Annotated in this window: 22 protein-coding genes and 2 tRNA genes; 16 read left to right on the forward strand and 8 right to left on the reverse strand. The window is 60.4% G+C overall.

What is annotated here, in order from left to right; translation table 11 throughout:
- The first annotated feature begins 7 nt into the window (after positions 1-7).
- The 6 genes from AC6CHO_RS10895 (at position 8) to AC6CHO_RS10920 (ending at position 4,820) form a co-directional block, all read left to right on the forward strand.
- Positions 8-1,081 (forward strand): glycosyltransferase family 4 protein, encoded by a 1,074-nt coding sequence (locus AC6CHO_RS10895; RefSeq protein WP_498215019.1) that lies wholly within the window; start codon positions 8-10, stop codon positions 1,079-1,081.
- Between the two features lie 139 nt (positions 1,082-1,220).
- Positions 1,221-1,296: transfer RNA gene (locus AC6CHO_RS10900), tRNA-Asn, on the forward strand.
- Positions 1,297-1,568: 272 nt separating this feature from the next.
- Entirely contained in the window at positions 1,569-2,408 is an 840-nt protein-coding gene (locus AC6CHO_RS10905) for a phage holin family protein (RefSeq protein ID WP_498215020.1), read from the forward strand.
- Positions 2,409-2,497: 89 nt separating this feature from the next.
- Positions 2,498-3,409, forward strand: a complete 912-nt coding sequence (locus AC6CHO_RS10910) for a DMT family transporter (protein ID WP_498215021.1) — start codon at positions 2,498-2,500, stop codon at positions 3,407-3,409.
- A gap of 51 nt (positions 3,410-3,460) precedes the next feature.
- Positions 3,461-4,648, forward strand: coding sequence for a glycosyltransferase (locus AC6CHO_RS10915; protein ID WP_498215022.1), 1,188 nt, complete (start codon positions 3,461-3,463; stop codon positions 4,646-4,648).
- A 98-nt stretch (positions 4,649-4,746) separates the two neighbouring features.
- Positions 4,747-4,820: transfer RNA gene (locus tag AC6CHO_RS10920), tRNA-Ile, on the forward strand.
- Positions 4,821-4,874: 54 nt separating this feature from the next.
- Here AC6CHO_RS10920 and AC6CHO_RS10925 read toward each other — a convergent pair.
- Both AC6CHO_RS10925 and AC6CHO_RS10930 read right to left on the reverse strand, forming a co-directional pair.
- Positions 4,875-5,186, reverse strand: coding sequence for a hypothetical protein (locus AC6CHO_RS10925; RefSeq protein WP_498215023.1), 312 nt, complete (start codon positions 5,184-5,186; stop codon positions 4,875-4,877).
- An 84-nt stretch (positions 5,187-5,270) separates the two neighbouring features.
- Positions 5,271-5,810 (reverse strand): M23 family metallopeptidase, encoded by a 540-nt coding sequence (locus tag AC6CHO_RS10930; RefSeq protein ID WP_498215024.1) that lies wholly within the window; start codon positions 5,808-5,810, stop codon positions 5,271-5,273.
- Between the two features lie 394 nt (positions 5,811-6,204).
- On the opposite strand from AC6CHO_RS10930, the gene rpsB reads away from it, so the two are divergent.
- From rpsB to AC6CHO_RS10960, 6 genes are all read left to right on the forward strand, one after another.
- Entirely contained in the window at positions 6,205-7,029 is an 825-nt protein-coding gene (gene rpsB, locus AC6CHO_RS10935; protein ID WP_444660495.1) for a 30S ribosomal protein S2, read from the forward strand.
- Between the two features lie 145 nt (positions 7,030-7,174).
- Positions 7,175-8,011 (forward strand): translation elongation factor Ts, encoded by an 837-nt coding sequence (gene tsf / locus AC6CHO_RS10940; protein WP_444660494.1) that lies wholly within the window; start codon positions 7,175-7,177, stop codon positions 8,009-8,011.
- 204 nt (positions 8,012-8,215) lie between these two features.
- Positions 8,216-8,938: a UMP kinase gene (pyrH, locus tag AC6CHO_RS10945; RefSeq protein WP_498215025.1), complete on the forward strand. Its 723-nt coding sequence runs from the start codon at positions 8,216-8,218 to the stop codon at positions 8,936-8,938.
- Positions 8,939-9,016: 78 nt separating this feature from the next.
- Positions 9,017-9,574, forward strand: a complete 558-nt coding sequence (gene frr, locus AC6CHO_RS10950) for a ribosome recycling factor (RefSeq protein ID WP_060701018.1) — start codon at positions 9,017-9,019, stop codon at positions 9,572-9,574.
- A gap of 74 nt (positions 9,575-9,648) precedes the next feature.
- Positions 9,649-10,845 (forward strand): phosphatidate cytidylyltransferase, encoded by a 1,197-nt coding sequence (locus tag AC6CHO_RS10955; protein WP_498215026.1) that lies wholly within the window; start codon positions 9,649-9,651, stop codon positions 10,843-10,845.
- 124 nt (positions 10,846-10,969) lie between these two features.
- Positions 10,970-11,542, forward strand: a complete 573-nt coding sequence (locus AC6CHO_RS10960; protein WP_060701019.1) for a DivIVA domain-containing protein — start codon at positions 10,970-10,972, stop codon at positions 11,540-11,542.
- 98 nt (positions 11,543-11,640) lie between these two features.
- On the opposite strand, the gene AC6CHO_RS10965 is transcribed toward AC6CHO_RS10960, so the two are convergent.
- Positions 11,641-12,144, reverse strand: coding sequence for a MarR family winged helix-turn-helix transcriptional regulator (locus AC6CHO_RS10965; protein ID WP_498215027.1), 504 nt, complete (start codon positions 12,142-12,144; stop codon positions 11,641-11,643).
- 39 nt (positions 12,145-12,183) lie between these two features.
- Here AC6CHO_RS10965 and AC6CHO_RS10970 point away from each other — a divergent pair, with 39 nt between their 5' ends.
- A complete protein-coding gene (locus AC6CHO_RS10970; protein ID WP_498215028.1) occupies positions 12,184-13,110 on the forward strand; it encodes an EamA family transporter in 927 nt (308 codons plus the stop codon).
- On the opposite strand, the gene AC6CHO_RS10975 is transcribed toward AC6CHO_RS10970, so the two are convergent.
- The 4 genes from AC6CHO_RS10975 to AC6CHO_RS10990 are packed head-to-tail and all read right to left on the reverse strand — an operon-like array spanning position 13,067 to position 16,886.
- Positions 13,067-14,569 carry a sodium/solute symporter gene (locus AC6CHO_RS10975; protein WP_498215029.1) on the reverse strand — a complete coding sequence of 501 codons (1,503 nt, stop codon included), beginning with the start codon at positions 14,567-14,569 and terminating at the stop codon, positions 13,067-13,069. The genes AC6CHO_RS10970 and AC6CHO_RS10975 overlap by 44 nt on opposite strands.
- Complete coding sequence (locus AC6CHO_RS10980) at positions 14,535-14,942, reverse strand: hypothetical protein (RefSeq protein ID WP_498215030.1); 408 nt, start codon at positions 14,940-14,942, stop codon at positions 14,535-14,537. Before AC6CHO_RS10980 ends, AC6CHO_RS10975 begins: the two co-directional genes overlap by 35 nt.
- A gap of 16 nt (positions 14,943-14,958) precedes the next feature.
- On the reverse strand, positions 14,959-15,675 hold the full coding sequence (locus AC6CHO_RS10985) for a LytR/AlgR family response regulator transcription factor (RefSeq protein WP_498215031.1): 717 nt from the start codon (positions 15,673-15,675) through the stop codon (positions 14,959-14,961).
- A gap of 29 nt (positions 15,676-15,704) precedes the next feature.
- Positions 15,705-16,886, reverse strand: coding sequence for a sensor histidine kinase (locus AC6CHO_RS10990; RefSeq protein WP_498215032.1), 1,182 nt, complete (start codon positions 16,884-16,886; stop codon positions 15,705-15,707).
- Between the two features lie 195 nt (positions 16,887-17,081).
- Here AC6CHO_RS10990 and AC6CHO_RS10995 point away from each other — a divergent pair, with 195 nt between their 5' ends.
- On the forward strand, positions 17,082-17,426 hold the full coding sequence (locus AC6CHO_RS10995; RefSeq protein ID WP_060701026.1) for a DUF485 domain-containing protein: 345 nt from the start codon (positions 17,082-17,084) through the stop codon (positions 17,424-17,426).
- On the forward strand, positions 17,427-19,052 hold the full coding sequence (locus AC6CHO_RS11000) for a monocarboxylic acid transporter (RefSeq protein ID WP_498215033.1): 1,626 nt from the start codon (positions 17,427-17,429) through the stop codon (positions 19,050-19,052). It abuts the gene before it with no gap.
- 78 nt (positions 19,053-19,130) lie between these two features.
- On the opposite strand, the gene AC6CHO_RS11005 is transcribed toward AC6CHO_RS11000, so the two are convergent.
- Positions 19,131-19,607 carry an Lrp/AsnC family transcriptional regulator gene (locus tag AC6CHO_RS11005; RefSeq protein WP_146278282.1) on the reverse strand — a complete coding sequence of 159 codons (477 nt, stop codon included), beginning with the start codon at positions 19,605-19,607 and terminating at the stop codon, positions 19,131-19,133.
- A 149-nt stretch (positions 19,608-19,756) separates the two neighbouring features.
- Here AC6CHO_RS11005 and pdhA point away from each other — a divergent pair, with 149 nt between their 5' ends.
- Positions 19,757-20,872: a pyruvate dehydrogenase (acetyl-transferring) E1 component subunit alpha gene (gene pdhA, locus AC6CHO_RS11010; protein WP_498215034.1), complete on the forward strand. Its 1,116-nt coding sequence runs from the start codon at positions 19,757-19,759 to the stop codon at positions 20,870-20,872.

Here is a 20,872-nt window from a genome sequence, read left to right on the forward strand (position 1 = left end):
TGCGCACGTGAAACTTGTTATCGACGCACGATACACCCGCATTACCCACCATGACGGAATCAGCCGCTATACGGCTGGGCTGATTGCGGCCACCAGCAAGTTGGCCGATGTCACCATGCTCATTAACGACACCCGCCAGCTGGCCATGCTTCCCGATGTGCCCTACCTGAAGATCTCGGCTCCGACCAGTGTCCTTGAGCCATTTGTCGCCTTGCAGATCAACAAGCTCGATGCCGACGTGGTGTTTTCGCCCATGCAAACCATGGGGACCCTGGGCCGAAAATTCCCGGTCATCCTGACCCTTCATGACCTGATTTACTACGCGCATCCGCACGCGCCAAAATTCCTGCCTATGCCGATCCGTATCGGATGGTTCCTTTTCCACCAGGTCTACTGGCCGCAACGGCTGCTGCTGAATCGAGCCGACGCGGTGGCAACCGTCTCGAATACGACTGCTGGGCTCATGCGCAAGCATCGTCTGACCAGGCAGCGCATCGGCCTGGTGTCCAATGCGCCGACGGGCGACTTCGCGCGGCGGGATCCAAGCGCGAAACCCAAGAAGACCCTGCTCTATATGGGGTCCTTCATGGAATACAAGAATGTCGAGACTTTGGTGCGGGCCATGGCCTACCTGCCGGAGCATGAGCTGCACCTGCTCAGCGGCATCAAAGAGCCGCGTCGCCAGGAGCTAATGGAACTGATTCCAGATGGGGCGGCCGTCGTATTCCACGATGGAGTTAGCGACCAGGAGTATGAGCAGATGCTCAGCGAGTGCACCGCGTTGGTCACGCTCTCGCGCGAAGAAGGCTATGGGCTGCCGTTGGTGGAAGCCATGAGCATGGGAACTCCTGTGGTTGTCACCGACATGCCGATCTTCAGGGAAGTTGCCGAAGACGCGGCGCTCTATGCGTCGCCAGATGATGCGAGAGGATTCGCTGAACAGGTGCGCACCTTGGATGAATCTGCCACCTGGATGGAATACTCTCACCGCGCAGTTCAACGCGCCGAGCACTACTCGTGGGAACGCTCTGCACAACAATTGCTGGAACTCGCGAAGTATGCGTCAGATCACAGGAAATAGATTCTTGATTCAACCCGTGCGGCAGAGGGTTCAGGCAGATTAAAGCGCGGAAAATTGGCGATAATTCAGGCCCTGCGATCCGGCAGCCTCCCGATTTGAAAACCTGACTTGGCCAGTGCTAAAGTATTACTCGTTGCATTCCTCCATAGCTCAATTGGCAGAGCATTCGACTGTTAATCGAAGGGTTACTGGTTCAAGTCCAGTTGGAGGAGCCAAGAAAAAACTTCCCAGTTACTTAGGTAGCTGGGAAGTTTTTTGTTTTCCCCGCGTTGAGTGCGGCTGAAGTATTTAAACTGAAATCTCGTCACAGGCTGGATCTCCTATAACCTCAGGTGATTAGACGATAGACTTTCGAATCGTTAACAGTTACACCCATAGCATGAGTTCGGGCTGTGGGTTTTACGCCTGAAGACTGAGTCGATTGAGGTAGCCGGGGTGTTAGCGTGAGATACACCGGTTGCTGCGCGATCGAGAATATGGAGAAACCATGACTGAAGCTGAATCGACGCAAGCTGACGAAAGCCTGAAGTCGAGCGTCAAGAGTGCTAAGGCGCAGGTTGAAGGACTCAAGGAGCTTGTTCCGCAACAGCTCTCGGATGAAATCAAGCTCGCGACAACTGTACTCAAGGGCAAGGGAATCAGCCTTGGCATGGCGGCAGCACTCGCTGGTGCTGCACTCGTCGTAGTTTCGCTTTTTGTCGTTGCCGTCGTAGTGACCTTGGTGAATGTTTTGGCTATCTGGCTGCCTGGATGGGCTGCGGCGTTGATCGTTGCCGGCTTCTTCCTTCTAGTCGCCGCCATTTTGGGCTTGGTTGGATACGCCAAGGTCAAGAAGGCGCTGCCGCTTAAGCCAGAAGCTGCAATTAGAGGTATTCGCCATGACTTGGGCGTGCTCAAGGATGGTAGCGAGTTCGACGTCAGCACGCTCGATGAACCGCTGAAGAAGAAGTCCGATGATGCCGAAGAAAGCGACAAGAAGAAGGAACCAAAGCCGCCGGCACCAAGTGCTGACGAATTGATCCTCCGGACCCGTCGTCGTCGCCGCCAGATTCAGGCACTGCGCGACAACCTTGGCGAGAGCGTTCAGGCGCCTCTGGCCAAGATCGATAAAGTACGCTCCTTTACGCAAAGCGCCGGAGACAAAGTTTCCGGTGCGGCCGCCAAGGCTCGTGGATTCGTCCGACCTGCGTCTTCGTCTTCCGAAGATCAATCGGAGGCTGACAGAGCCAATGGCCAACGCTTAGAACAGGCACGACCGTACCTGGTGATGGCAGGTTCAACGCTGGCACTGGGCGCAGTTATTCGCGCCCTATTCAAGCGCTCCTGAGTTATCGGCTGACGGGGCAGCGCTACGGCGACAACTGGAACTGAGCTGCCGCGTCATGTACGAAGAATTTAGGCTAGAAAGGCACTGACATGGTCTGGATCGCTATTGCAGCGGCACTATGCAGTGCCTTTTGTCTTGCCTTTGGCGCCCACTTCCAATCCATCGCGGTTCGCAATTCCGTTGATGGGCTGGAACTGACCCTCAAGAACGCTGGAAAGCTCGCCACCAATAAAGGCTGGATGGGCGGACTGCTTCTGATGATCCTGGGCATGGCATTGAACGTCTTCGCCTTGGCCAGCGCGCCACTGACGGTGGTGCAGCCAATTGGCGCCATCGCCCTGGTCATTACAGCGATGGTCAATGCCAGGGAAACAGGCATTACGATGAATCGCCCTACGGTGGTGGCGATCATCAGCTGCATGCTTGGTTCAGTCGGATTCGTCCTGCTGGCAGTGACCGCAACCAATAGCAATCATGCAGTCACCGAAGAGCAATCGCACCTGATCGAAATGATCCTCGCTGGGGTGGTGGCAATCGTGGGATTGGCCACGATCCTCTTCCACCGAAAGCTCGGCGCAATCTTCTTTATCGTGGGCGCAGGCGTGCTCTTTGGATTCGTCGCAGTCCTGGTGCGAACCATCGCCATCGCGGTTCTGGGAATTGGCAATAGCAGCTTCCTGCAGCTGCCATGGATCGCAGGTTTAGCCGTTGTCGTAGCAGGTCTGCTCGGTTCCTATTTTGTTCAAAAGGCCTACTCAAAGGGCCCTCCCGAATTGGTGATTGCGGGTTTGACCGTTATAGACCCGATCATCGGCATCGCCATTGGAGCCAGTATCCTCGGCGAATTGCGCCCCGATGTCCCAGCGCTTGTCACGGTGCTGATGCTCGTTGCCGCGGCTCTTGCCATTGTGGGTGTAGCTGCCTTGTCCCGCCACCACCCGGACGTTATCGAGCGGCGCAACCGGGCTGAAGCTGATAAACAACTGCCAGAGTCGAAATAGACTGAAGATCCAGACTTTTCATCAAACCCAAATTCTTATGAACGACTAAGGATGCCCGTGGCCAAGGAAAAACCACTGACCATTGTCATTGCAGCTGACACCTATCCTCCGGATGTGAATGGCGCAGCGATGTTTTGCTACCGTCTCGCCACCGAGATGCATGCACGAGGTCACCGGGTGCACGTGCTTGCGGTACGCGGAAACAAGGGCAAAACCTTCACGGAAATCCGTGACGAGGCCATCGTGCACCGGTTGGAATCCCATTCGGTGCCAACCCACGAGTATTTCCGAATCGCCTTCCCATGGGAAGTGAACAAGCAGATCGACAAGCTGCTTTCCGAGATCAAGCCGGATGTTATCCACGCGCAAAGCCACTACATGATCGGCCAGCGCGCCATCGGGTGGGCTCGAAAAAACAAGGTCCGCTCGGTGGCGACCAATCACTTCATGCCGGAGAACCTTGATCCATTCCTGCCTTTCCCGCGCTGGTTCAAGCGCATCGTGGCCCATAACTCCTGGAGGGACATGGGCAAGATCTTCGGCCGGGCCAATGCAGTCACCACGCCGACTCCCTTGGCCGCCAAAGCGATGCGCGAACGGGCGAAGCTGATGAATGTTTTGCCGCTGTCCAACGGCATTGAAGTCGGCAATTATGAGCTGGCCCCGGGGGAGGAGATCATGAAGAATGATTTTCCAACGATCCTTTTCGCTGGGCGGCTAGCGGTTGAGAAGAATATTAACGAACTGATCGAGGCATTGCCTCTGATGCGCGAAGTGCCCAATGCAATCATCGAGATCGTTGGCGGTGGCGAGCAGCGGAGCAACCTTGAAAAGATCGCTGATGAGCTCAAAATTCGCGATCGGGTGCGCTTCCTGGGGCATATCAGTGATGAAGAGCTGCGCCAGGCTTACCTGCGCTGCGACGTTTTCTGCCAGCCGGGCACCGCTGAACTGCAGTCGCTGGTGACACTTGAAGCGCTTTCGGCTTCCAAGCCCGTTGTCTTGGCCAACGCGATGGCCCTGCCGCACCTCGTTGATGAAGGTGTCAACGGCTACATGTTCAAGCCAGGGGATCGGCAGGACCTGGCCGAGAAGCTGGACAGGGTTCTGTCCATGGATGATGCGCAGCGCATGAAGTTCGGCGAGGCCGGACACCGCAAGGTGCTGAACCACGCACAAAAGAAGACCATGAACTCCTTCGAAGCGCTTTATCGAGGCGAAGAAGTCTCAACGCACTGACGCGTGCGACCGGTTGCGGTGAGCCAAATCGGTGTTTTGGCTAGTGATGCCCTAGAATATTTCGAGTGTGGTTGTAGCTATGCGTTGCGAACACATGTGGGGAGTTAGCTCAGTTGGTTAGAGCAGGGGACTCATAATCCCTTGGTCATGGGTTCAAGTCCCATACTCCCTACCGATGAAAGTCGCCCGATAATTCGTGTCAACGAGTTGTCGGGCGATTTGCATTTCAGTCCCCGGGATCTTTGGGAAGGCGCTGGCCCTGGTGTGGGGAAAAATCAGGGCGGGCGTCTGGGGCTCTGCCCATAGTCATATTCTCAAAAGTCGTGCTGGCATCGCGCAGCGGTTCGAAGCCTTCCCGAAGTTTGCCAGCGCGGCGTACAACGATGAGCCCGCGGGTGAAGCCGGCTACCAGTGCCAGGCTAAAAAGAATCCAGGCAATCATCCCGAAATCAGGTTTGTCCCCGTCTTGCCACAAGCCGTAGCTAACGCCAAGGAGCAAGGCGATGGCGCACCCGGTGATGATCAGCGCTTTTTTCATGGCCCGCCCGACTCCTCCTCGCCTCGGCCTAGATTCCTTCATTCGTACGGCGCTCGTCAAGGAAAACAGCAGGAACACTGCTGCCTATGGGTGCAGCGGCAACAGGATTGACGGTCGCATATCGCGGATGAGCAGGACCGGATCAATGTATTCGCCATTCAAGCGCACACCCCAGTGGATGCACCGTGCCGAGCAGTGAGCCCCGGTGGACACGGTGCCTACCTGCGCTCCGGCATCAACCCAATCGCCGGCTTTGGCGAGTGCCTGGACCGGTTCGAGGCTGGTTTTGAATCCGTTCCCATGATCGATAACCATCACGGGGCGATCCACCACAGTTGATGCGAAGGTAACCTGCCCTCGCTGTGGAGCAAAAACCTTGTCGCCTTCACTAGCCGCCAGATCAACGCCACGATGTCCGGGCAGCCAATTTTCCGCTGGCTTATCAAAGGGTTCGGCGATCCTTGGCTCACCCGCTAGCGGCCACCGCCAGCCGTTGGCTGTTGCTAGCGAAGCATGAGGCAGTGGCGGGAGCTGTTCTGGCAATGAGGCACCGCTGGCAGCCAGCGCGAGGCTGATGGCGAGCAGCAGGAATTTGGCTTGTTTCAGTGCGGCTTGGGTTTTCATCTATTCAGCGTCCGGCGGCGGCCACCGGGTGGACAAGAAGTCGAGTCGAATTGTGGGTAATCTGATGGGCTCTAGATCACGGTTCTGCGTGCTGTGCGAAGCGCGGGGTGTAGTACACTTTAAACAGCAGTTTCCTGTCATAGGTGTGTCCAAAATTGGATGCAGCAGGCAAGAGATTGACTTCGCGTATGAGGTTCCATGGCCAACTAGGGCTGTGGCCTGAGGTTCCAGTGGTCCGAGAGAATCGGTGGACTGACGGCGAGATGCCAAGCATCTTCGGCTCTCATACTAGGGCGGATAACCACAATGGCTATCTGCATCAACCCGAACAAACAAGAGCAGTTACCGCGGGCGCACGTGTGCCCGGTCCGCCACTGCTGAAAGGAGTTGCGACATGCCAGTCGTAACCATGCGAGAGCTGCTTGACAGCGGCGTCCACTTCGGCCACCAGACCCGTCGCTGGAACCCAAAGATGAAGCGCTTCATCTTCACCGAGCGCAACGGCATCTACATCATCGACCTGCAGCAGTCGCTGTCGTTCATCGACCGCGCTTACGAGTTCGTGAAGCAGACTGTTGCTCACGGCGGCACCGTACTGTTCGTTGGTACCAAGAAGCAGGCTCAGGAATCCATTGCTGAGCAGGCTAACCGCGTAGGCCAGCCATACGTGAACCAGCGCTGGCTTGGCGGTATGCTGACCAACTTCCAGACCGTCTCCAAGCGCGTTCAGCGCATGAAGGAACTGGAAGAGATCAACTTCGAGGACGTTGCTGGCTCCGGTCACACCAAGAAGGAACTTCTGCTGCTCAAGCGCGAGCTGACCAAGCTGCAGAACAACCTCGGTGGTATCCGCAACCTGACCCGCACCCCTTCGGCTATCTGGATCGTTGACACCAAGAAGGAACACTTGGCTATCGACGAAGCCCAGAAGCTGGGCATCCCAGTTGTGGCCATCCTGGACACCAACTGCGATCCTGACGAAGTTACCTACCCAATCCCAGGCAACGACGACGCTATCCGCTCCGTCAACCTGCTGACCCGCGTTGTTGCTGACGCTGTGGCCGAAGGCCTCATCGCCAAGAACAACAAGGCTGCAGGCAAGACCGAGGGTGCCGCTGAGCCACTGGCTGAGTGGGAGCGCGAACTGCTTGAGGGCGAAAAGGCCAAGGCTGAGGCTCCTGCTGAGGAAGCTGCAACCGAGGCTGACGAAGCCAAGTAGTCACCTGCGTGACTCTAGGAGTTTGCCTCGGGACACTAGCGTGTTGATTGAGGCAAGCTCCGCCAAGTCTTGTGGGACGGGCCGGAGAACCGACCCGTCCCACAAGCAAATCAAACTTGAAACTCCTAGCTGAATGGGATTGCACGTGGCAAACTACACCGCTGCTGATATCAAGGCACTGCGCGAGCGCACTGGCGCCGGCATGATGGACGTTAAGAAGGCTCTGGACGAGGCAAACGGCGACGCCGAGAAGGCCATCGAGATCATTCGCGTCAAGGGCCTGAAGGGCGCTACCAAGCGCGAAGGCCGTTCGACCGCTGAAGGCCTGGTTGCTGCCAAGGTCGAAGGCAACGTCGGCGTCATGGTCGAGATCAACTGCGAGACCGACTTCGTCGCAAAGAACGAGAAGTTCATCGCTCTGGCTGCCAAGGTCCTGGATGCCGCTGTGGCTTCCGGCGCTGCAGATGCAGAAGCACTGCTGGCTTACGAGCTGGACGGCAAGACCATCGGCGACACCGTCATCGAAGAGGGCGCAATCCTCGGCGAGAAGATCGTTGTCCGCCGCGTTGCCCGCATCGAGGGTGCCAAGGTTGCCGCTTACCTGCACAAGACCAGCAAGGACCTGCCAGCTCAGGTTGGCGTTCTGATGGCTGTGGATGCAGACAGCGAAGCTGCTGCAACCGTAGCGCACGACGTTGCTGTGCACACCGCTGCAATGGCTCCAACCTACCTGTCCCGCGAAGAGGTTCCAGCAGATAAGGTCGCCGACGAGCGCCGTATCGCTGACGAAACCGCTCGCGCAGAGGGCAAGCCAGAAGCTGCCTTGACCAAGATCGTTGAAGGCCGCCTGACCGGCTTCTTCAAGGAGATCGTCCTGGTTGACCAGGCTTTCGCCAAGGACGCCAAGAAGTCCGTTGCCAAGGTCTTCGAAGAAGCTGGCACCAAGCCAGTTGCTTTCGCTCGCTTCCGCGTCGGCGCCTAAGCTTTAAAGCTTCAGGCACTGAATAACACGCACTAAGCGGCACGCGCTCAGAGGAATCTGAGTGCCCAGGATCAAAGGGAGGTGGGCACCGAGAAATAACTCGGTGGCTCGCCTCCCTTTTCTTGAGCCCGGATCACAAGATAACTTGGGAACCGGGACGTACTACCCCCAGCTTGATTCCGACCTCCAGGAGTAAGACAACTTATGCCAGCCACCCAAGAAACCAAACGTCGTCGCGTCCTGCTCAAGCTCTCCGGTGAGGTGTTCGGCGGTGGCAAGGTCGGCGTTGACCCGGACACCGTGCGTGGCGTTGCCCAGCAGATCGCCCAGACCGTAGGCGAAGTAGAAGTAGCCATCGTTGTTGGCGGCGGCAACTTCTTCCGCGGCGCCGAGCTGTCAGCCGCAGGCATGGACCGCTCCCGCGCAGACTACATGGGCATGCTCGGCACGGTCATGAACTGCCTGGCCCTGCAGGACTTCCTGGAGCAGTGCGGCGTTGAAACCCGCGTGCAGTCGGCCATCGCCATGGCACAGGTTGCCGAGAACTACATTCCGCGCCGGGCCATCCGCCACATGGAGAAGGACCGCGTTGTCATCTTCGGTGCAGGCGCCGGCTTGCCTTACTTCTCCACCGATACCGTCGCCGCTCAGCGTGCGCTGGAAGTGGACGCCGACGAGGTGCTGATGGCAAAGTCGGGTGTTGACGGCGTATACACTGCCGACCCGAAGACGGATCCAACGGCCACCAAGCTGGACACCTTGACCTACAACGAGGCCCTGCTGAAGAACATCCGCGTGATGGACCAGACCGCCATGACCATGTGCCAGGACAACAAGCTGGACATGCTCGTCTTCGGCATGGAAGGCGAAGGAAACGTCGCAGCGGCTATTCGCGGCGAGCGGATCGGCACCACCGTCACCGTTTAATCGGTGATCGTGGCCTAGGATTGAAGTAGATTTAATTTCCCGTTGCGGAAGCACAGATGAAGTACTTGAGGAGTACCGGTGATTGAGGAAACGCTGGCGGAAACCGCCGAAAAGATGGAACGCACCATTGACGCCGCCAAGGAGGACTTCGCGACGATTCGTACCGGTCGCGCCCACCCGGGCATGTACTCGAAGGTCATGGTCGACTACTACGGTTCGCCAACCCCGCTGCAGCAGCTGGCATCCTTCGCTGTTCCCGAAGCACGCACCATCACCATCACCCCATTTGACGTCACCGCCATGCGTGAAATCGAAAAGGCGCTGGGCGATCCCGAGGTTGGTGCCAACCCTTCCTCCGACGGCAAGATGATCCGCGTGACCCTTCCGGTCTTGACCGAGGAACGCCGCAAGGAATACGTCAAGCTAGCCAAGGCCAAGGGCGAGGACGCTCGAGTTGCGCTGCGCAACCACCGTCGCAAGGCCAAGGACGCCATCGACAAGCTGGTCAAGGATGGCGAAATCGGCGAAGACGAAGGCACCCGTGCAGAAAAGGACCTCGACGCGCTGACCAAGAAGCACGTTGATTCAGTCGACGAGATCGTGAAGAAAAAAGAAGCCGAGCTGCTGGACGTCTAATGCCAGGCTCGACAGAGAACACTGAGGGCAACGCTTCGGCGGTGCCCTCAGTGGCATCCGGTAATCTCCAGCCGATGACTCGGCGTGAGGCTCGCGCACTGCGTGAAGCCGAGGCCAAGGCCTCAAAGCGTGCCGGCAAGACCCGTCGCGACGCCGGCCAGGAGCCAGCCAAGACCGGCGGCAACGAGCCTGCATCGGATTCGGCAGGAGCTTCGAAGCCCGGCGTTGCCAAGCTCCAGCCCGCCGCTGGCACGGGGCATGAGGCTAAGGACAAGGCACATGCCGCCCATGCCAAGCGGCGCGCCAGAATAGTTTTCGAAGCCGACACAGTGCGCTCGAAGCCGATGCCGCCGCACAGCGATTCCGAGGACCTGGCTGAAACCGGCGAACCGGATGCGCAGGAAGCAGCGATCCCGCCCGAGCTTTTGGTCGGCAACCCGGAGCCCAAGGCCTCGCGCGCAGGACGCAACCTGCCGGCAGCTATCGGCGTTGGTGTGGTGCTGCTCGGTGTGGTGCTCGCGGGATTGTTCCTTTACGAGCCGCTGCTGGTCTTTGCGGTCGTTGCGCTCAGTGGCATCGGCTGCTGGGAAGTTGCCCGGGCCACGACCCACGCCAAAACCGCGGTTCCCCAGGTGCCGTTGTACCTGGCCTCGCTGCTGCTTCCGGTCAGCGCCGTGCTCGGTGATGTCGAGGCCCTGGGCTTCAGCTTTGTGGCCTGCATCCTCGTAGCCCTGCTCTTCAGGCTCATGGAGGGGCTCAAGGGCGCGGTTGCCTCGGTGATGAGCAGCGTCTTCATTATCAGCTGGATCCCGTTGCTCTTGTCCTTCGCGCTGCTGATGCTCGAAGGGGAGAACGGCCAGTGGCTGATTGCCACGATCCTGCTGCTGGCAGTGGCCAACGATACCTTCGGGTACATCGTGGGAGTGCTGATCGGCAAGCACCCGATGGCGCCGAAGATCTCGCCCAAGAAGTCCTGGGAGGGCTTTGGCGGCTCCATGGCCGGTTCCATGGCCATCGGCGCATGCGCCATGGTGTTCTGGCTCGACATGCCTTGGTGGACCGGTGTCATCCTGGCCTTGTTCACCACTATTGCGGCCACCACCGGTGACTTCGCGGAGTCGATGGTGAAGCGTGAATTGGGCATCAAGGACATGAGCAACCTGCTCCCGGGCCACGGTGGAATCATGGACCGATTGGATTCGGTGCTTTTCGTGATCCCCCTGGGATACCTGATTTCGCACCTGCTGGCCTGGAGCGTTGCGGTCTTGTAATCCGCCCATGGCACCGCCGCTGGTGTGGCCATTGAGCCAAGTGGGGCTCGAGCAAATAGAATGGATGGGGTGCCGCCGTCGGGCAGCACGCCACTGACGTCTCTCTAGAGAAAAAGGAACTGTCGTGTCGCAGCAGCAAGATGCTCCGTTTTCCCGCGTACCGGATTCGGAATTCGGCTACAACGCAAAGCAGGTCGATGCGTTCCTCAGCCGGGCCCGGGCAACCTTTAACGACGGCGGAAACGACGACAGCGTGGTCACCAGCCACCTGATCCGCCGAACGACCTTCGCCCCGCAGAAGGGCGGCTACCAGGCCCGTGAAGTTGACGGTGCGCTGGATCGGCTCGAGGATGTTTTCGCCAAGCGGGAACGCGATGACCTCATCTCCCACCAGGGCGAGGAAGTCTGGCTGCAGCAGGTCGGGCGCCTGGCCGCTATTCTGCGTGGCCGACTGCACCGTGCCAAGGGCGAGCGCTTCCGCCGCCCGTCGCGCACCAATGCCTCAAGCTACAACGTTGAAGATGTCGATCGGCTCTGCGACCAGCTCATCGACTACTTTGAAAATGATGTGCCGATGGCCGTGGATGCTGTGCGCCGCGTCGAATTCCGCTCGGCCCAAGGGACCGACGGATACGAAGAGTCCCAGGTCGACGCCTTCCTCGATCGCGTGGTCGAGCTGATGGCTTCCATCGACTAGCACGCCGCAAGGTTCGCTGGATTCTAGCCGCGAGGGCGGGCAGGAAATATTTCCTGCCCGCCCTTTCTGCGTGTGCCGCCGGCGCAACACCCTGCCGGTCAGCCTTGCGGCGGCTCGTAGTGCCTGAGCCAGCTCTTCAGGGCGCCTTCGAGCGCGGATTGCTCCGCAGACGAAAGCTGGGCGATCAGTCGGGCCTCATTGGCCAGGTGGTCGGTCATGACCTCATCAATCTTCTTCTTGCCCTCGGGGCTTAGCGAGATGCGCCGCCGGCGCTGATCGCCATCTTCGCTGTGGCGCGAGACGTAGCCGGCCGAAACCAGCCGATCCAGCCGCTTGGTGGTGGCTCCCGAAGTGACCATGGTCTGGGCGGCCAGCTCGCCAGGTGCCAGCGAATAGGGTGCTCCGCTGCGGCGCAGGGTCGCCAGGACATCGAACTCGGCCTCGGTCAGCCCATGTTCCGCATACACGGCACAGACTTCTTCCCGCAGGAAAATTGCCAGCCGATGCAGCCTGCCGATGATTCCCTGGGGCCGTGGATCCAGATCGGGGCGCTCGGTGGCCCACTGCTGCTGGATGCGTGCGACGTGGTCTAAATGCTCCATGCCTTTATTATAGTTTCCACGGAAGCTAATATAGTTTCCATGGAAACTAATTTAATGCCCGGGCGTGCTCTTCGCCTACCGCTGGGCAGGCTGGCCCTCACCGCCATCGCCCCCGTCGCATGGGGATCAACCTACTACGTCACCCGGGAGTATCTGCCTGGCGATGCGGCACTATGGGGCGGAGTTTTCCGGGCGCTGCCCGCGGGACTCATCCTGCTGCTGATCTGCCGCAGGCTTCCGCGAGGCAGCTGGTGGTGGAAATCCCTGGTGCTCGGCACCTTGAACATCGGCGCCTTCTTCGCACTGGTCTACGCGGTGGCGCAACTGCTGCCCTCCAGCATTGCGTCAACCACCATGGCCGTTTCCGCAGGGGTGCTGATGCTCCTGGCCTGGCCGCTGCTGGGGGAGCGGCCCAAACGCTGGCCGCTGATCGGAGCCGCATTGGGCTTTTTGGGCGTGGCCATCATGGTCTTCGACGGGCAAAGCCGGATCAGCATGCTCGGAATTCTCTTGTCGCTCACCGCCATGGGCATCTCGAGCCTGGGCTTCATCCTGGCCAAAAAATGGTCCAGCGGGCAGCCGATCGTGGATACCACCGCCTGGCAGCTGGTCGCTGGCGGGCTGCTGCTCCTGCCCTTCGCCTGGCTGATCCAGGGACCGCCGCCGGCCCTTGACAGGCAGGCGGTACTGGGATTCGGCTACCTGAGCGTGGTTGCCACGGCGATAGCGTTCCTGGCCTGGTTCAGCGGCCTGCGGCATCTTCCTTCGGGCACGGTGGGGCTGCTGGGGCTGCTGAACCCGGTGGCCGGGGTGATCCTGGGAACCTTGCTGGCCGCCGAGAGCCTTGGCATCCAAAGCCTGGGCGGCATGGCCCTGGTGCTCAGCGGGGTGCTGCTGGGGCTGCTGGCCAATCGGGCCCAGCCTAGAACTTCGCCTCGCGATCGGGTACATGCAGCAACGCCATAACCCGGTCGACGTTGCCTGGAACCGCCCGTTGGGTGCCGCGCGAGACCGCGACCATCACCGCAAAGGCCAGCGGCACGCTCCACGCAGCCGGCTGGCGCAAGAGGTGGATCCCCCAGTGATCCATCGCCGGCAGGAAGATCCCGATCGACAGCGATGCGCCGCAGCTGATCGCCCCCGCCAGCAGGCCCGCGATGGCGCCCCGGGCGGTGAGCGAACGCCACCAAATCCCCAGCAACAGCAGCGGGCAGATCGTTGAGGCGGTGAAGGCGAAAACATTGCCGATGGCCCCGGCCAGGGCCAGCGAGCTGGTGAGCACCGCGATCAGCACCGGCAGGGCGGTGGCCAGCACCGTGGAAATCCGGAATCCGCGCACCGTTCCAGAGAAGAACTCCTGGGAGATCGCACCGGCCAGGGATACCACCAGGCCCGAGGTGGTGGACAGGAACGCGGCAAAGGCGCCGCCGACCACGATGGCGGTCAGCGCGTCGGCGAGGAAGCCGTCAAAGAGCCGGGCCGGCAAGAGCAAGATGGTGGCATCGGTTTCATTGCTGGCCCCGAGCTCCGGGGTATACAAAATCCCCAGCACGCCCAAGGTGGTGGGCAAAAGGTAGAACACGGAGAGCAGGCAGAGCACGATCACAGTGGTGGTGCGCGCGGTCTGGCCGGTGGGGTTGGTGTAGAAGCGCACCAGCACATGGGGCAGGCCCAAGGTGCCGAAGAGCAGCGCGAAAATAATCGACACGGTCTCGTACAGGTTCATGGTCGTCACCGATTCCAGCTGCGCGAAAAGGTTCTGGGCGCGTTCGCCGGCCGACTGCTCGGGGAGGGCGCGCACCAAGAGGAAAATAGTTGGCACCACCAGTGCGGCGAGCTTGAACCAGTATTGGAAGGCCTGGACAAAGGTCACCGAACGCATTCCGCCCGAAAGCACCGTAACGCAGACAACCGCAGCCACCACGACCGGACCGACCCAGCTGGGAAGACCGGTGGCAATCGACAGGGTGAGCGCTGCCCCATGCATCTGCGGGACGATGTACAGCCAGCAGATCACCACCACGAGATAGGTGGTCAACTTGCGCAGCACCGGAGAATTCTCGAAGCGTATCTGCGCAAAATCCGGGATCGTGTAGGCGCGCGAGCGGCGCAAGGGCGCGGCCACGAAGAGCAGCAGCATCAGGTAGCCTGCCGTGTAGCCGATCGGGAACCACAACCCGGATTGCCCCGACAGCACGATGAGCCCGGCCACCCCGAGGAAGGAGGCCGCGGAGAGGTATTCGCCGCCAATGGCCGAGGCATTCCACCACGGGCGCACGGTGCGCGAAGCCACGTAGAAGTCGGAAGTGGTGCGCGAGATGCGCAGTCCATGAAAGGCGATCAGCATGGTGGCTAGGCAGACTACGACAAGCGCGGAAACAGAAAGCAGGCTATCCACGGCTGATGCTCCGGTAGCGTTGCTCATTGCGTGCCGCCGCCCGGTTGTACAGCATGCCGGCGACAATGATCAGCGGGTACATGCCCACCCCCAAAACCCACCATGGCAGGGGAATGCCGAACAGCTGGATATTCGAGACCACCGGCCAGAGCACCAGCAGCGAGCAGATGCCCACCAGCAGGGCCAAGAGGCCGGCGGCCACCGCACAGGCCAGGCGCAGCTGGGAGCGGATCAGCTGGCGGACGTAGAACTCTTCGGCGGTATGCTCGGGGCGCTGGTTCGGGGGCGCCAGCGACGCGTCCTGGGGAGCTTGCACGCGCACGCGTTGCGGACGCTGCTGGGCAAAACGCCCGGGAGGCTCTGGAGGCTGGCGCTGCTGGCCGGAATCGGGTGACTGCACTTTGGGGCCCGGGTTCTTACAGCGGGCGAACGCGGTTGGCGGCCAGGCGCTCGCGCAGGTAGGGCAGGGCGCGCCGGGAAATTGGAAGTTCCGCGCCGTAGACGACCACGGCAGCTTTGCCGGTCTGCAGGCGGACCGTTTCAATTTTGTCCATGCACACTAAATAGGAGCGGTGGATGCGGACAAAGCCGGATTCTCCCCACTGCTGTTCCAGGTCGTTGAGCGGTACGCGGATCAGGTAGCTCGAATCCTGGGTGTGCAGCCGGGCGTAGTCGCCCTGGGCCTGCACGTAGGCGATATCGCTGCGCGGGATCAGCTTCGTGATGCCGCCCTGGTCAACGGTGATCATTTCCGGCTTGGCGGGGGTTTCTTCCACCAGCTCGCAGATGCGGCGCACGGATTCGGCCAGGCGCTGCGGGCGAATGGGCTTGAGCACGTAGTCGATGGCGGCCAGCTCGAAAGCCTGCAGCGCCTGGTCCTCGTCGGCGGTGACAAAAACAATCAGCGGCGGATGGGTGAAGCGGGAAATGACCCGGGCGATGTCCAGGCCGGAGAGCGCCGGCATGTGGATGTCGAGGAACAGCGCATCAACATCATTTTCCTCCAGCGCCTTCAGGGCCGCGGCCCCGGAGGTGGCCCGGTGGATTTTGCCAATCCGCGAATCTTGGTTCAGCAGAAAGGAGATCTCTTCTACTGCAGGGAGTTCATCATCGGCCACCACCACATTGATCATGCAAAAATTCTACCGTTTCCCCGGCTTTTCTAGATATCCGGGCCGCTGGTGATTGGCGCGCGGAATTTGGGAACACGCAGGGTGACCAGCGTTCCGGCCCCCGGAGCGGTCTCGATCACCAGCCCGTTGGAGTTCCCATAGAGCTGGCGCAGGCGCAGGTCGACATTGCGCAGCCCCACGTGCATGGTGGTGGTTGTGCCCGCCAGGACGCTGGCCAGCTGCTCGGGATCCATGCCCATGCCATCATCCTCCACCGAAATGACCGCATGCAGGCCATCCTCGGTGGCGGTAATCGAGATGACACCGCCATCGGGACGCGCCTCCAGGCCATGGCGCACCGCATTTTCCACCAGCGGCTGGAGGGCCAAAAAGGGAATCTGCGTCGGCAGCACCTCGGGCGCAATCTGCAAGGACACCTTGATGCGGTCGCCGAAGCGGGCCTTCTCCAGCAGCAGGTATCGGTCGATCGCTTCAAGCTCTTCGGCCACGGTGGTGAATTCCCCGCGGCGCCTGAAGGAGTAGCGGGTGAAATCGGCGAACTCTATCACCAATTCGCGGGCGCGGGCCGGGTCGGTATTGATGAAGGAGGCGATGGCGTTCAACGAGTTGTAGATGAAGTGCGGGGAGATCTGCGCGCGAAGGGCCCGCATCTGGGCTTCGAGCAGCATCGCCTTGGACTCATCGAGCTGCGCGGTGGAGACCTGCGCGGAGACAAAAACCGCCACCTCGGACACCGCGCGGACAAAGCCCGCCCCGGCCCTTACGGACAGGGCCACCACGGTGCCCACGCTCTGGTCTCCCACGGTGATGGGTGCGGCCACGATATCCATTCCGGCCGAATGCCTGACCTGGGTTTTGCCGCTGGCCAGGGTGCTGGCCGACGCCTCGGAGGCGTCCTCTTCGAGCTGCGCGGTGAACTCGATCCCGGCATCTGCGGCCAGGGTCCGCGAGGTATCGCTGATCAGCAGCACCTGGCAGTTCAGCAGCCGGCGCAGCGCCTTGGCGCTCTTGGCCGCGCCTTCTTCGGTGAGCCCGCGCTCCAGGTGGGGGACCGCCACCGACATGTGGTGCAGCGTTTTGTAGGTGGCTTCTTCGGCATCGGTGCCCATCTCCCGGGTCGAGCGCGAGATCCTGAAACCGAAATAGCCGACGACGGCTATGCCAAGCACCACGATGGCCGCGATCAGGGTGGCTTGCAGCGCTGGGGACATGCTCCCATCTTAGGGCCCTGATTCGGGCCGACCGCTCAACGCCGCCCAGTGCGCCGTTGAGCGCAGAATTCGCCCCGTTGAGCCACGAGCCACCGGATACCCCTAGTCGCGAAAGAATTCTTCGCCAATAGTGAACTTAGTCACGCAACAGATGTGTGCTCGATCACATCATTAACTCGCTCAAGGAGGGCATCAATGAGTGCCAACCCGGAACGCGACGTCACCGAAGACGTCGATTTTGTTACGGAGAGCCAATCCGGGGAATTCCAGGAGCTGCGCAGAACCCACCGCAGTTTCGTTTTCCCGATGGCCATCTTCTTCCTCGTCTGGTATTTCGCCTACGTTTTGCTGGCCGACTACTTCCATGACTTCATGTCGATCAAGGTTTTGGGCAATATCAACATGGGCATCCTCCTTGGGCTGCTGCAGTTTGTCTCGACCTTCCTGATTACCGCAGCCTACGTCAGCTTCTCCAATAAGAAGCTGGATCCGAAGGCCACCGCCATCCGCGAACGCCTAGAGCAAAAGGGAGTGAAGTAAATGGATCAGCTCTCGATTGTGGCCCAGACTGCCGGAGAATCGACCCAGGTCGGCAACCCGCTGGTGAATATCGGCATCTTCATCGCCTTCGTGGGCATCACCCTGGTGATCGTGCTGCGCGCTTCGAAGAACAACAAGACCGCGGCCGACTACTATGCCGGTGGCCGTTCCTTCACCGGAACGCAGAACGGCACCGCCATCGCCGGCGACTACCTTTCGGCGGCATCCTTCCTCGGCATTGTCGGTGCCATCGCCATCAACGGCTACGACGGCTTCCTCTACTCCATTGGCTTCTTGGTCGCCTGGCTGGTGGCCCTGCTGCTGGTCGCCGAGCTGCTGCGCAATACCGGCAAGTTCACCATGGCCGACGTGCTCTCCTTCCGGCTCAAGCAGCGCCCGGTGCGCATTGCCGCGGCCATCTCCACCCTGGCTGTCTGCGTGTTCTACCTGCTGGCGCAGATGGCGGGTGCCGGCGCGCTGGTTTCGCTGCTACTGGGCATTGACGAGAAGTTCGGCCAGTCGCTGGTCATCGTGATCGTCGGCGCCCTGATGATCCTCTACGTGCTGGTCGGCGGCATGAAGGGTACCACCTGGGTGCAGATCATCAAGGCTTGCCTGCTGATCGCCGGCGCGCTGATCATGACCATCTGGACCCTGGCGATCTTCGGCTTCAACTTCTCCGAACTGCTGGGCAAGGCCGCCGAGGTGGCTGGCAACCCCGAGATCCTGAATCCAGGTCTGCAGTACGGCAAGTCCGAAACCTCCAAGCTGGACTTCATTTCGCTGGCCCTGGCCCTGGTGCTGGGTACCGCTGGCCTGCCCCACGTGCTGATGCGCTTCTACACGGTGCCCACCGCCAAGGAAGCCCGCAAGTCGGTAGTCTGGGCGATCTGGCTGATCGGGGCCTTCTACCTGTTCACCCTGGTCCTGGGCTTCGGTGCCGGCGCACTGATTGGCCCTGACCGGATCAAGGCAGCTCCCGGCGGGGTGAACTCGGCTGCCCCGCTGCTGGCCTACGAATTGGGTGGCACCGTGCTGCTGGGGCTGATTTCGGCGGTGGCCTTTGCAACCATCCTCGCGGTGGTCGCCGGCCTGACCATCACCGCGGCTGCATCCTTCGCCCACGACGTGTACGCTTCGGTGATCGCCAAGGGCAAGTCCACCCCGGAGAAGGAAATGAAGGTGGCCCGGCGCACCGTGCTGGTGATCGGCGTCTTCGCCATCGCCGGCGGCATCGGAGCCCAGGGCCAGAATGTGGCCTTCCTGGTGGCGCTGGCCTTCGCGGTCGCCGCCTCGGCCAACCTGCCAACCATCCTGTACTCGCTGTTCTGGAAGGGCTTCAAGACCCGCGGTGCTGTCTGGTCGATGTACGGCGGTTTGGGCTCCGCGCTGCTGCTGATCATCTTCTCGCCGGTGTTCTCCGGATCGGAGACCGCGATGATCCCGAGCATCGACATGTCGATCTTCCCGCTGGCCAACCCGGGCATCGTTTCGATTCCGCTGGCCTTCTTCCTGGGCTGGTTGGGTTCGGTGACCGATCAGGGCACCGAGGATCCAGCCAAGCAGGCAGAAATGGAAGTCCGCTCGCTGACCGGAGTCGGTGCGGAAAAGGCCGTCGACCACTAGGGGGCGGCAGGCAAGAACTGAAGGGGCAAGGCCCTGGGGATCAACTACCATTGGTCCACAGGGCCTTGCCATTGGCTTTTACTGTGCGGGGGATTTCAGCGAATGCCGCAGCAGGGCGGTGGTCCGGTAGGGGACCAGCTGCGCCATGGACAGCGCTGAATCCGCGCGGTTCACCCCATCGATATGCAAGAGCTGGCCGTGGACCCTGAAGAGCTGTTCGGCATCCTTGGCGGCCACGCGCACCAGGATATCGGCATTGCCGGTCAGCCCGTGGGCTTCGAGGACTTCGGGGATGGTGGCCAGCTTGGCCGAGATTTCTTCGAGGTATCGCTGGTCAACGTGAAGCTCGATAAATGACAGCAATCCGTAGCCCAGGGCGGCTGGCGGAATCCGGCGGTCCGGGGATTCCAGGATTTCATTTTCCAATCGGGTCATCCGCGATTGCACCGTATTGCGCCCCAGGTTCAGGGCCGTGGCGATGGCCGAGCCGGTGCGTTTTTTGGCGCTGGCCATGGCTAGCAGGATTCGCCGATCTGTGATGTCCAAGAGGTGCATAATGAGCACGTTAGCACTGGAACAATAGGATAAATAGGGCGTTTTGCGCTAATTTTTGAATCACCATTGTGCGTCTTGTGTTGCGTGAGTAGCATCACATTAAGCGGGGTTCGACGAAGAATTCTGCAACAGACTACGTGAGAGTAAGGATGCCGATCGTGTCCACACAGCACATGGACGTAGCCGCTGGAAGCCTACCAACGCATCAGCTGCTGAACGTCGACGGGAAACGAATTCCGGACGAAGAACTTGACCACCATCTCAAGGACCTCAAGGAAGCGGACCTTGCAGATTTTCTGCGCGATATGGTGGTGCTTCGGCGCATGGACAATGAGGCCACCGCCTTGCAGCGCCAAGGGCAACTAGGCCTCTGGGCTCCGTTGCTTGGCCAAGAGGCTGCGCAAATTGGCTCGGTACGAGCCACTGAAAACGACGATTTCATCTTCCCTTCCTACCGCGAACACGGAGTGGCTTGGGCTAGGGGAGTAAAGGCCGAAGACCTGCTCAGCGTCTGGCGTGGAGCCCAAGCCAGCGGCTGGGACCCGAATGAAGTCAACATCGCCTGCCAGCAAATTGTCATCGGTTCGCAGGCCTTGCATGCCGCCGGTTATGGCATGGGCATCAAATTCGATGGAGGCGAGCAAGTCTCCGTGGCGTACTTTGGCGATGGTGCCACCAGCCAGGGCGACGTGAGTGAAGCCATGGTTTTTGCGGCTAGTTATCAAGCGCCAGTGTTGTTCTTCTGTCAGAACAATCAGTGGGCCATCTCCGAGCCGGTCGCCCTGCAAAGCCGCACCCATATTGCTGACCGGGCCCATGGCTTCGGCTTGAAAACCTGGCGAGTGGATGGCAACGACATCCTTGCCGTATACGCGGCAACCAAGGCGGCCCTGGCCCACGCCCGCCATGGTCTGGGTCCGACGTTCATCGAAGCAGTCACCTACCGCATGGGTTCGCACACTACCGCCGATGACCCCACCCGCTACCGCAGGGCCGAGCAGCTCGAAGAGTGGAAAGCCAAGGACCCTATCGACCGCCTGGTCAAGTACCTGCACGAAATGGGTGCCGATGTTCAGTCCTATGAACAGCGCGCCCAGAATGCCGCCGATGATATGGCTGCCAAGCTACGTGCGGCAATCACCACGATGGAAGACCCCAAGGTGGAAGAACTATTTTCCAATGTTTATGCCCAACCGCATGAACCGACCGAACGGGCTGCGAAAACCTACTTGAACTATTTGGCTGACTTTGAAGGTGGCGAATAA

The organism is Glutamicibacter sp. GQ173, assembly GCF_059759215.1.

Coding starts and splice junctions, on each gene's coding strand:
- AC6CHO_RS10905 (WP_498215020.1), top strand. CDS start 1,569: ATGACTGAAGCTGAATCGACGCAAGCTGACGAAAGCCTGAAGTCGAGC.
- AC6CHO_RS10910 (WP_498215021.1), top strand. CDS start 2,498: ATGGTCTGGATCGCTATTGCAGCGGCACTATGCAGTGCCTTTTGTCTT.
- AC6CHO_RS10915 (WP_498215022.1), top strand. CDS start 3,461: ATGCCCGTGGCCAAGGAAAAACCACTGACCATTGTCATTGCAGCTGAC.
- AC6CHO_RS10925 (WP_498215023.1), bottom strand. CDS start 5,186: ATGAAAAAAGCGCTGATCATCACCGGGTGCGCCATCGCCTTGCTCCTT.
- AC6CHO_RS10930 (WP_498215024.1), bottom strand. CDS start 5,810: ATGAAAACCCAAGCCGCACTGAAACAAGCCAAATTCCTGCTGCTCGCC.
- rpsB (WP_444660495.1), top strand. CDS start 6,205: ATGCCAGTCGTAACCATGCGAGAGCTGCTTGACAGCGGCGTCCACTTC.
- pyrH (WP_498215025.1), top strand. CDS start 8,216: ATGCCAGCCACCCAAGAAACCAAACGTCGTCGCGTCCTGCTCAAGCTC.
- AC6CHO_RS10955 (WP_498215026.1), top strand. CDS start 9,649: ATGACTCGGCGTGAGGCTCGCGCACTGCGTGAAGCCGAGGCCAAGGCC.
- AC6CHO_RS10965 (WP_498215027.1), bottom strand. CDS start 12,144: ATGGAGCATTTAGACCACGTCGCACGCATCCAGCAGCAGTGGGCCACC.
- AC6CHO_RS10970 (WP_498215028.1), top strand. CDS start 12,184: ATGGAAACTAATTTAATGCCCGGGCGTGCTCTTCGCCTACCGCTGGGC.
- AC6CHO_RS10975 (WP_498215029.1), bottom strand. CDS start 14,569: ATGAGCAACGCTACCGGAGCATCAGCCGTGGATAGCCTGCTTTCTGTT.
- AC6CHO_RS10985 (WP_498215031.1), bottom strand. CDS start 15,675: ATGATCAATGTGGTGGTGGCCGATGATGAACTCCCTGCAGTAGAAGAG.
- AC6CHO_RS10990 (WP_498215032.1), bottom strand. CDS start 16,886: ATGTCCCCAGCGCTGCAAGCCACCCTGATCGCGGCCATCGTGGTGCTT.
- AC6CHO_RS10995 (WP_060701026.1), top strand. CDS start 17,082: ATGAGTGCCAACCCGGAACGCGACGTCACCGAAGACGTCGATTTTGTT.
- AC6CHO_RS11000 (WP_498215033.1), top strand. CDS start 17,427: ATGGATCAGCTCTCGATTGTGGCCCAGACTGCCGGAGAATCGACCCAG.
- AC6CHO_RS11005 (WP_146278282.1), bottom strand. CDS start 19,607: ATGCACCTCTTGGACATCACAGATCGGCGAATCCTGCTAGCCATGGCC.
- pdhA (WP_498215034.1), top strand. CDS start 19,757: ATGCCGATCGTGTCCACACAGCACATGGACGTAGCCGCTGGAAGCCTA.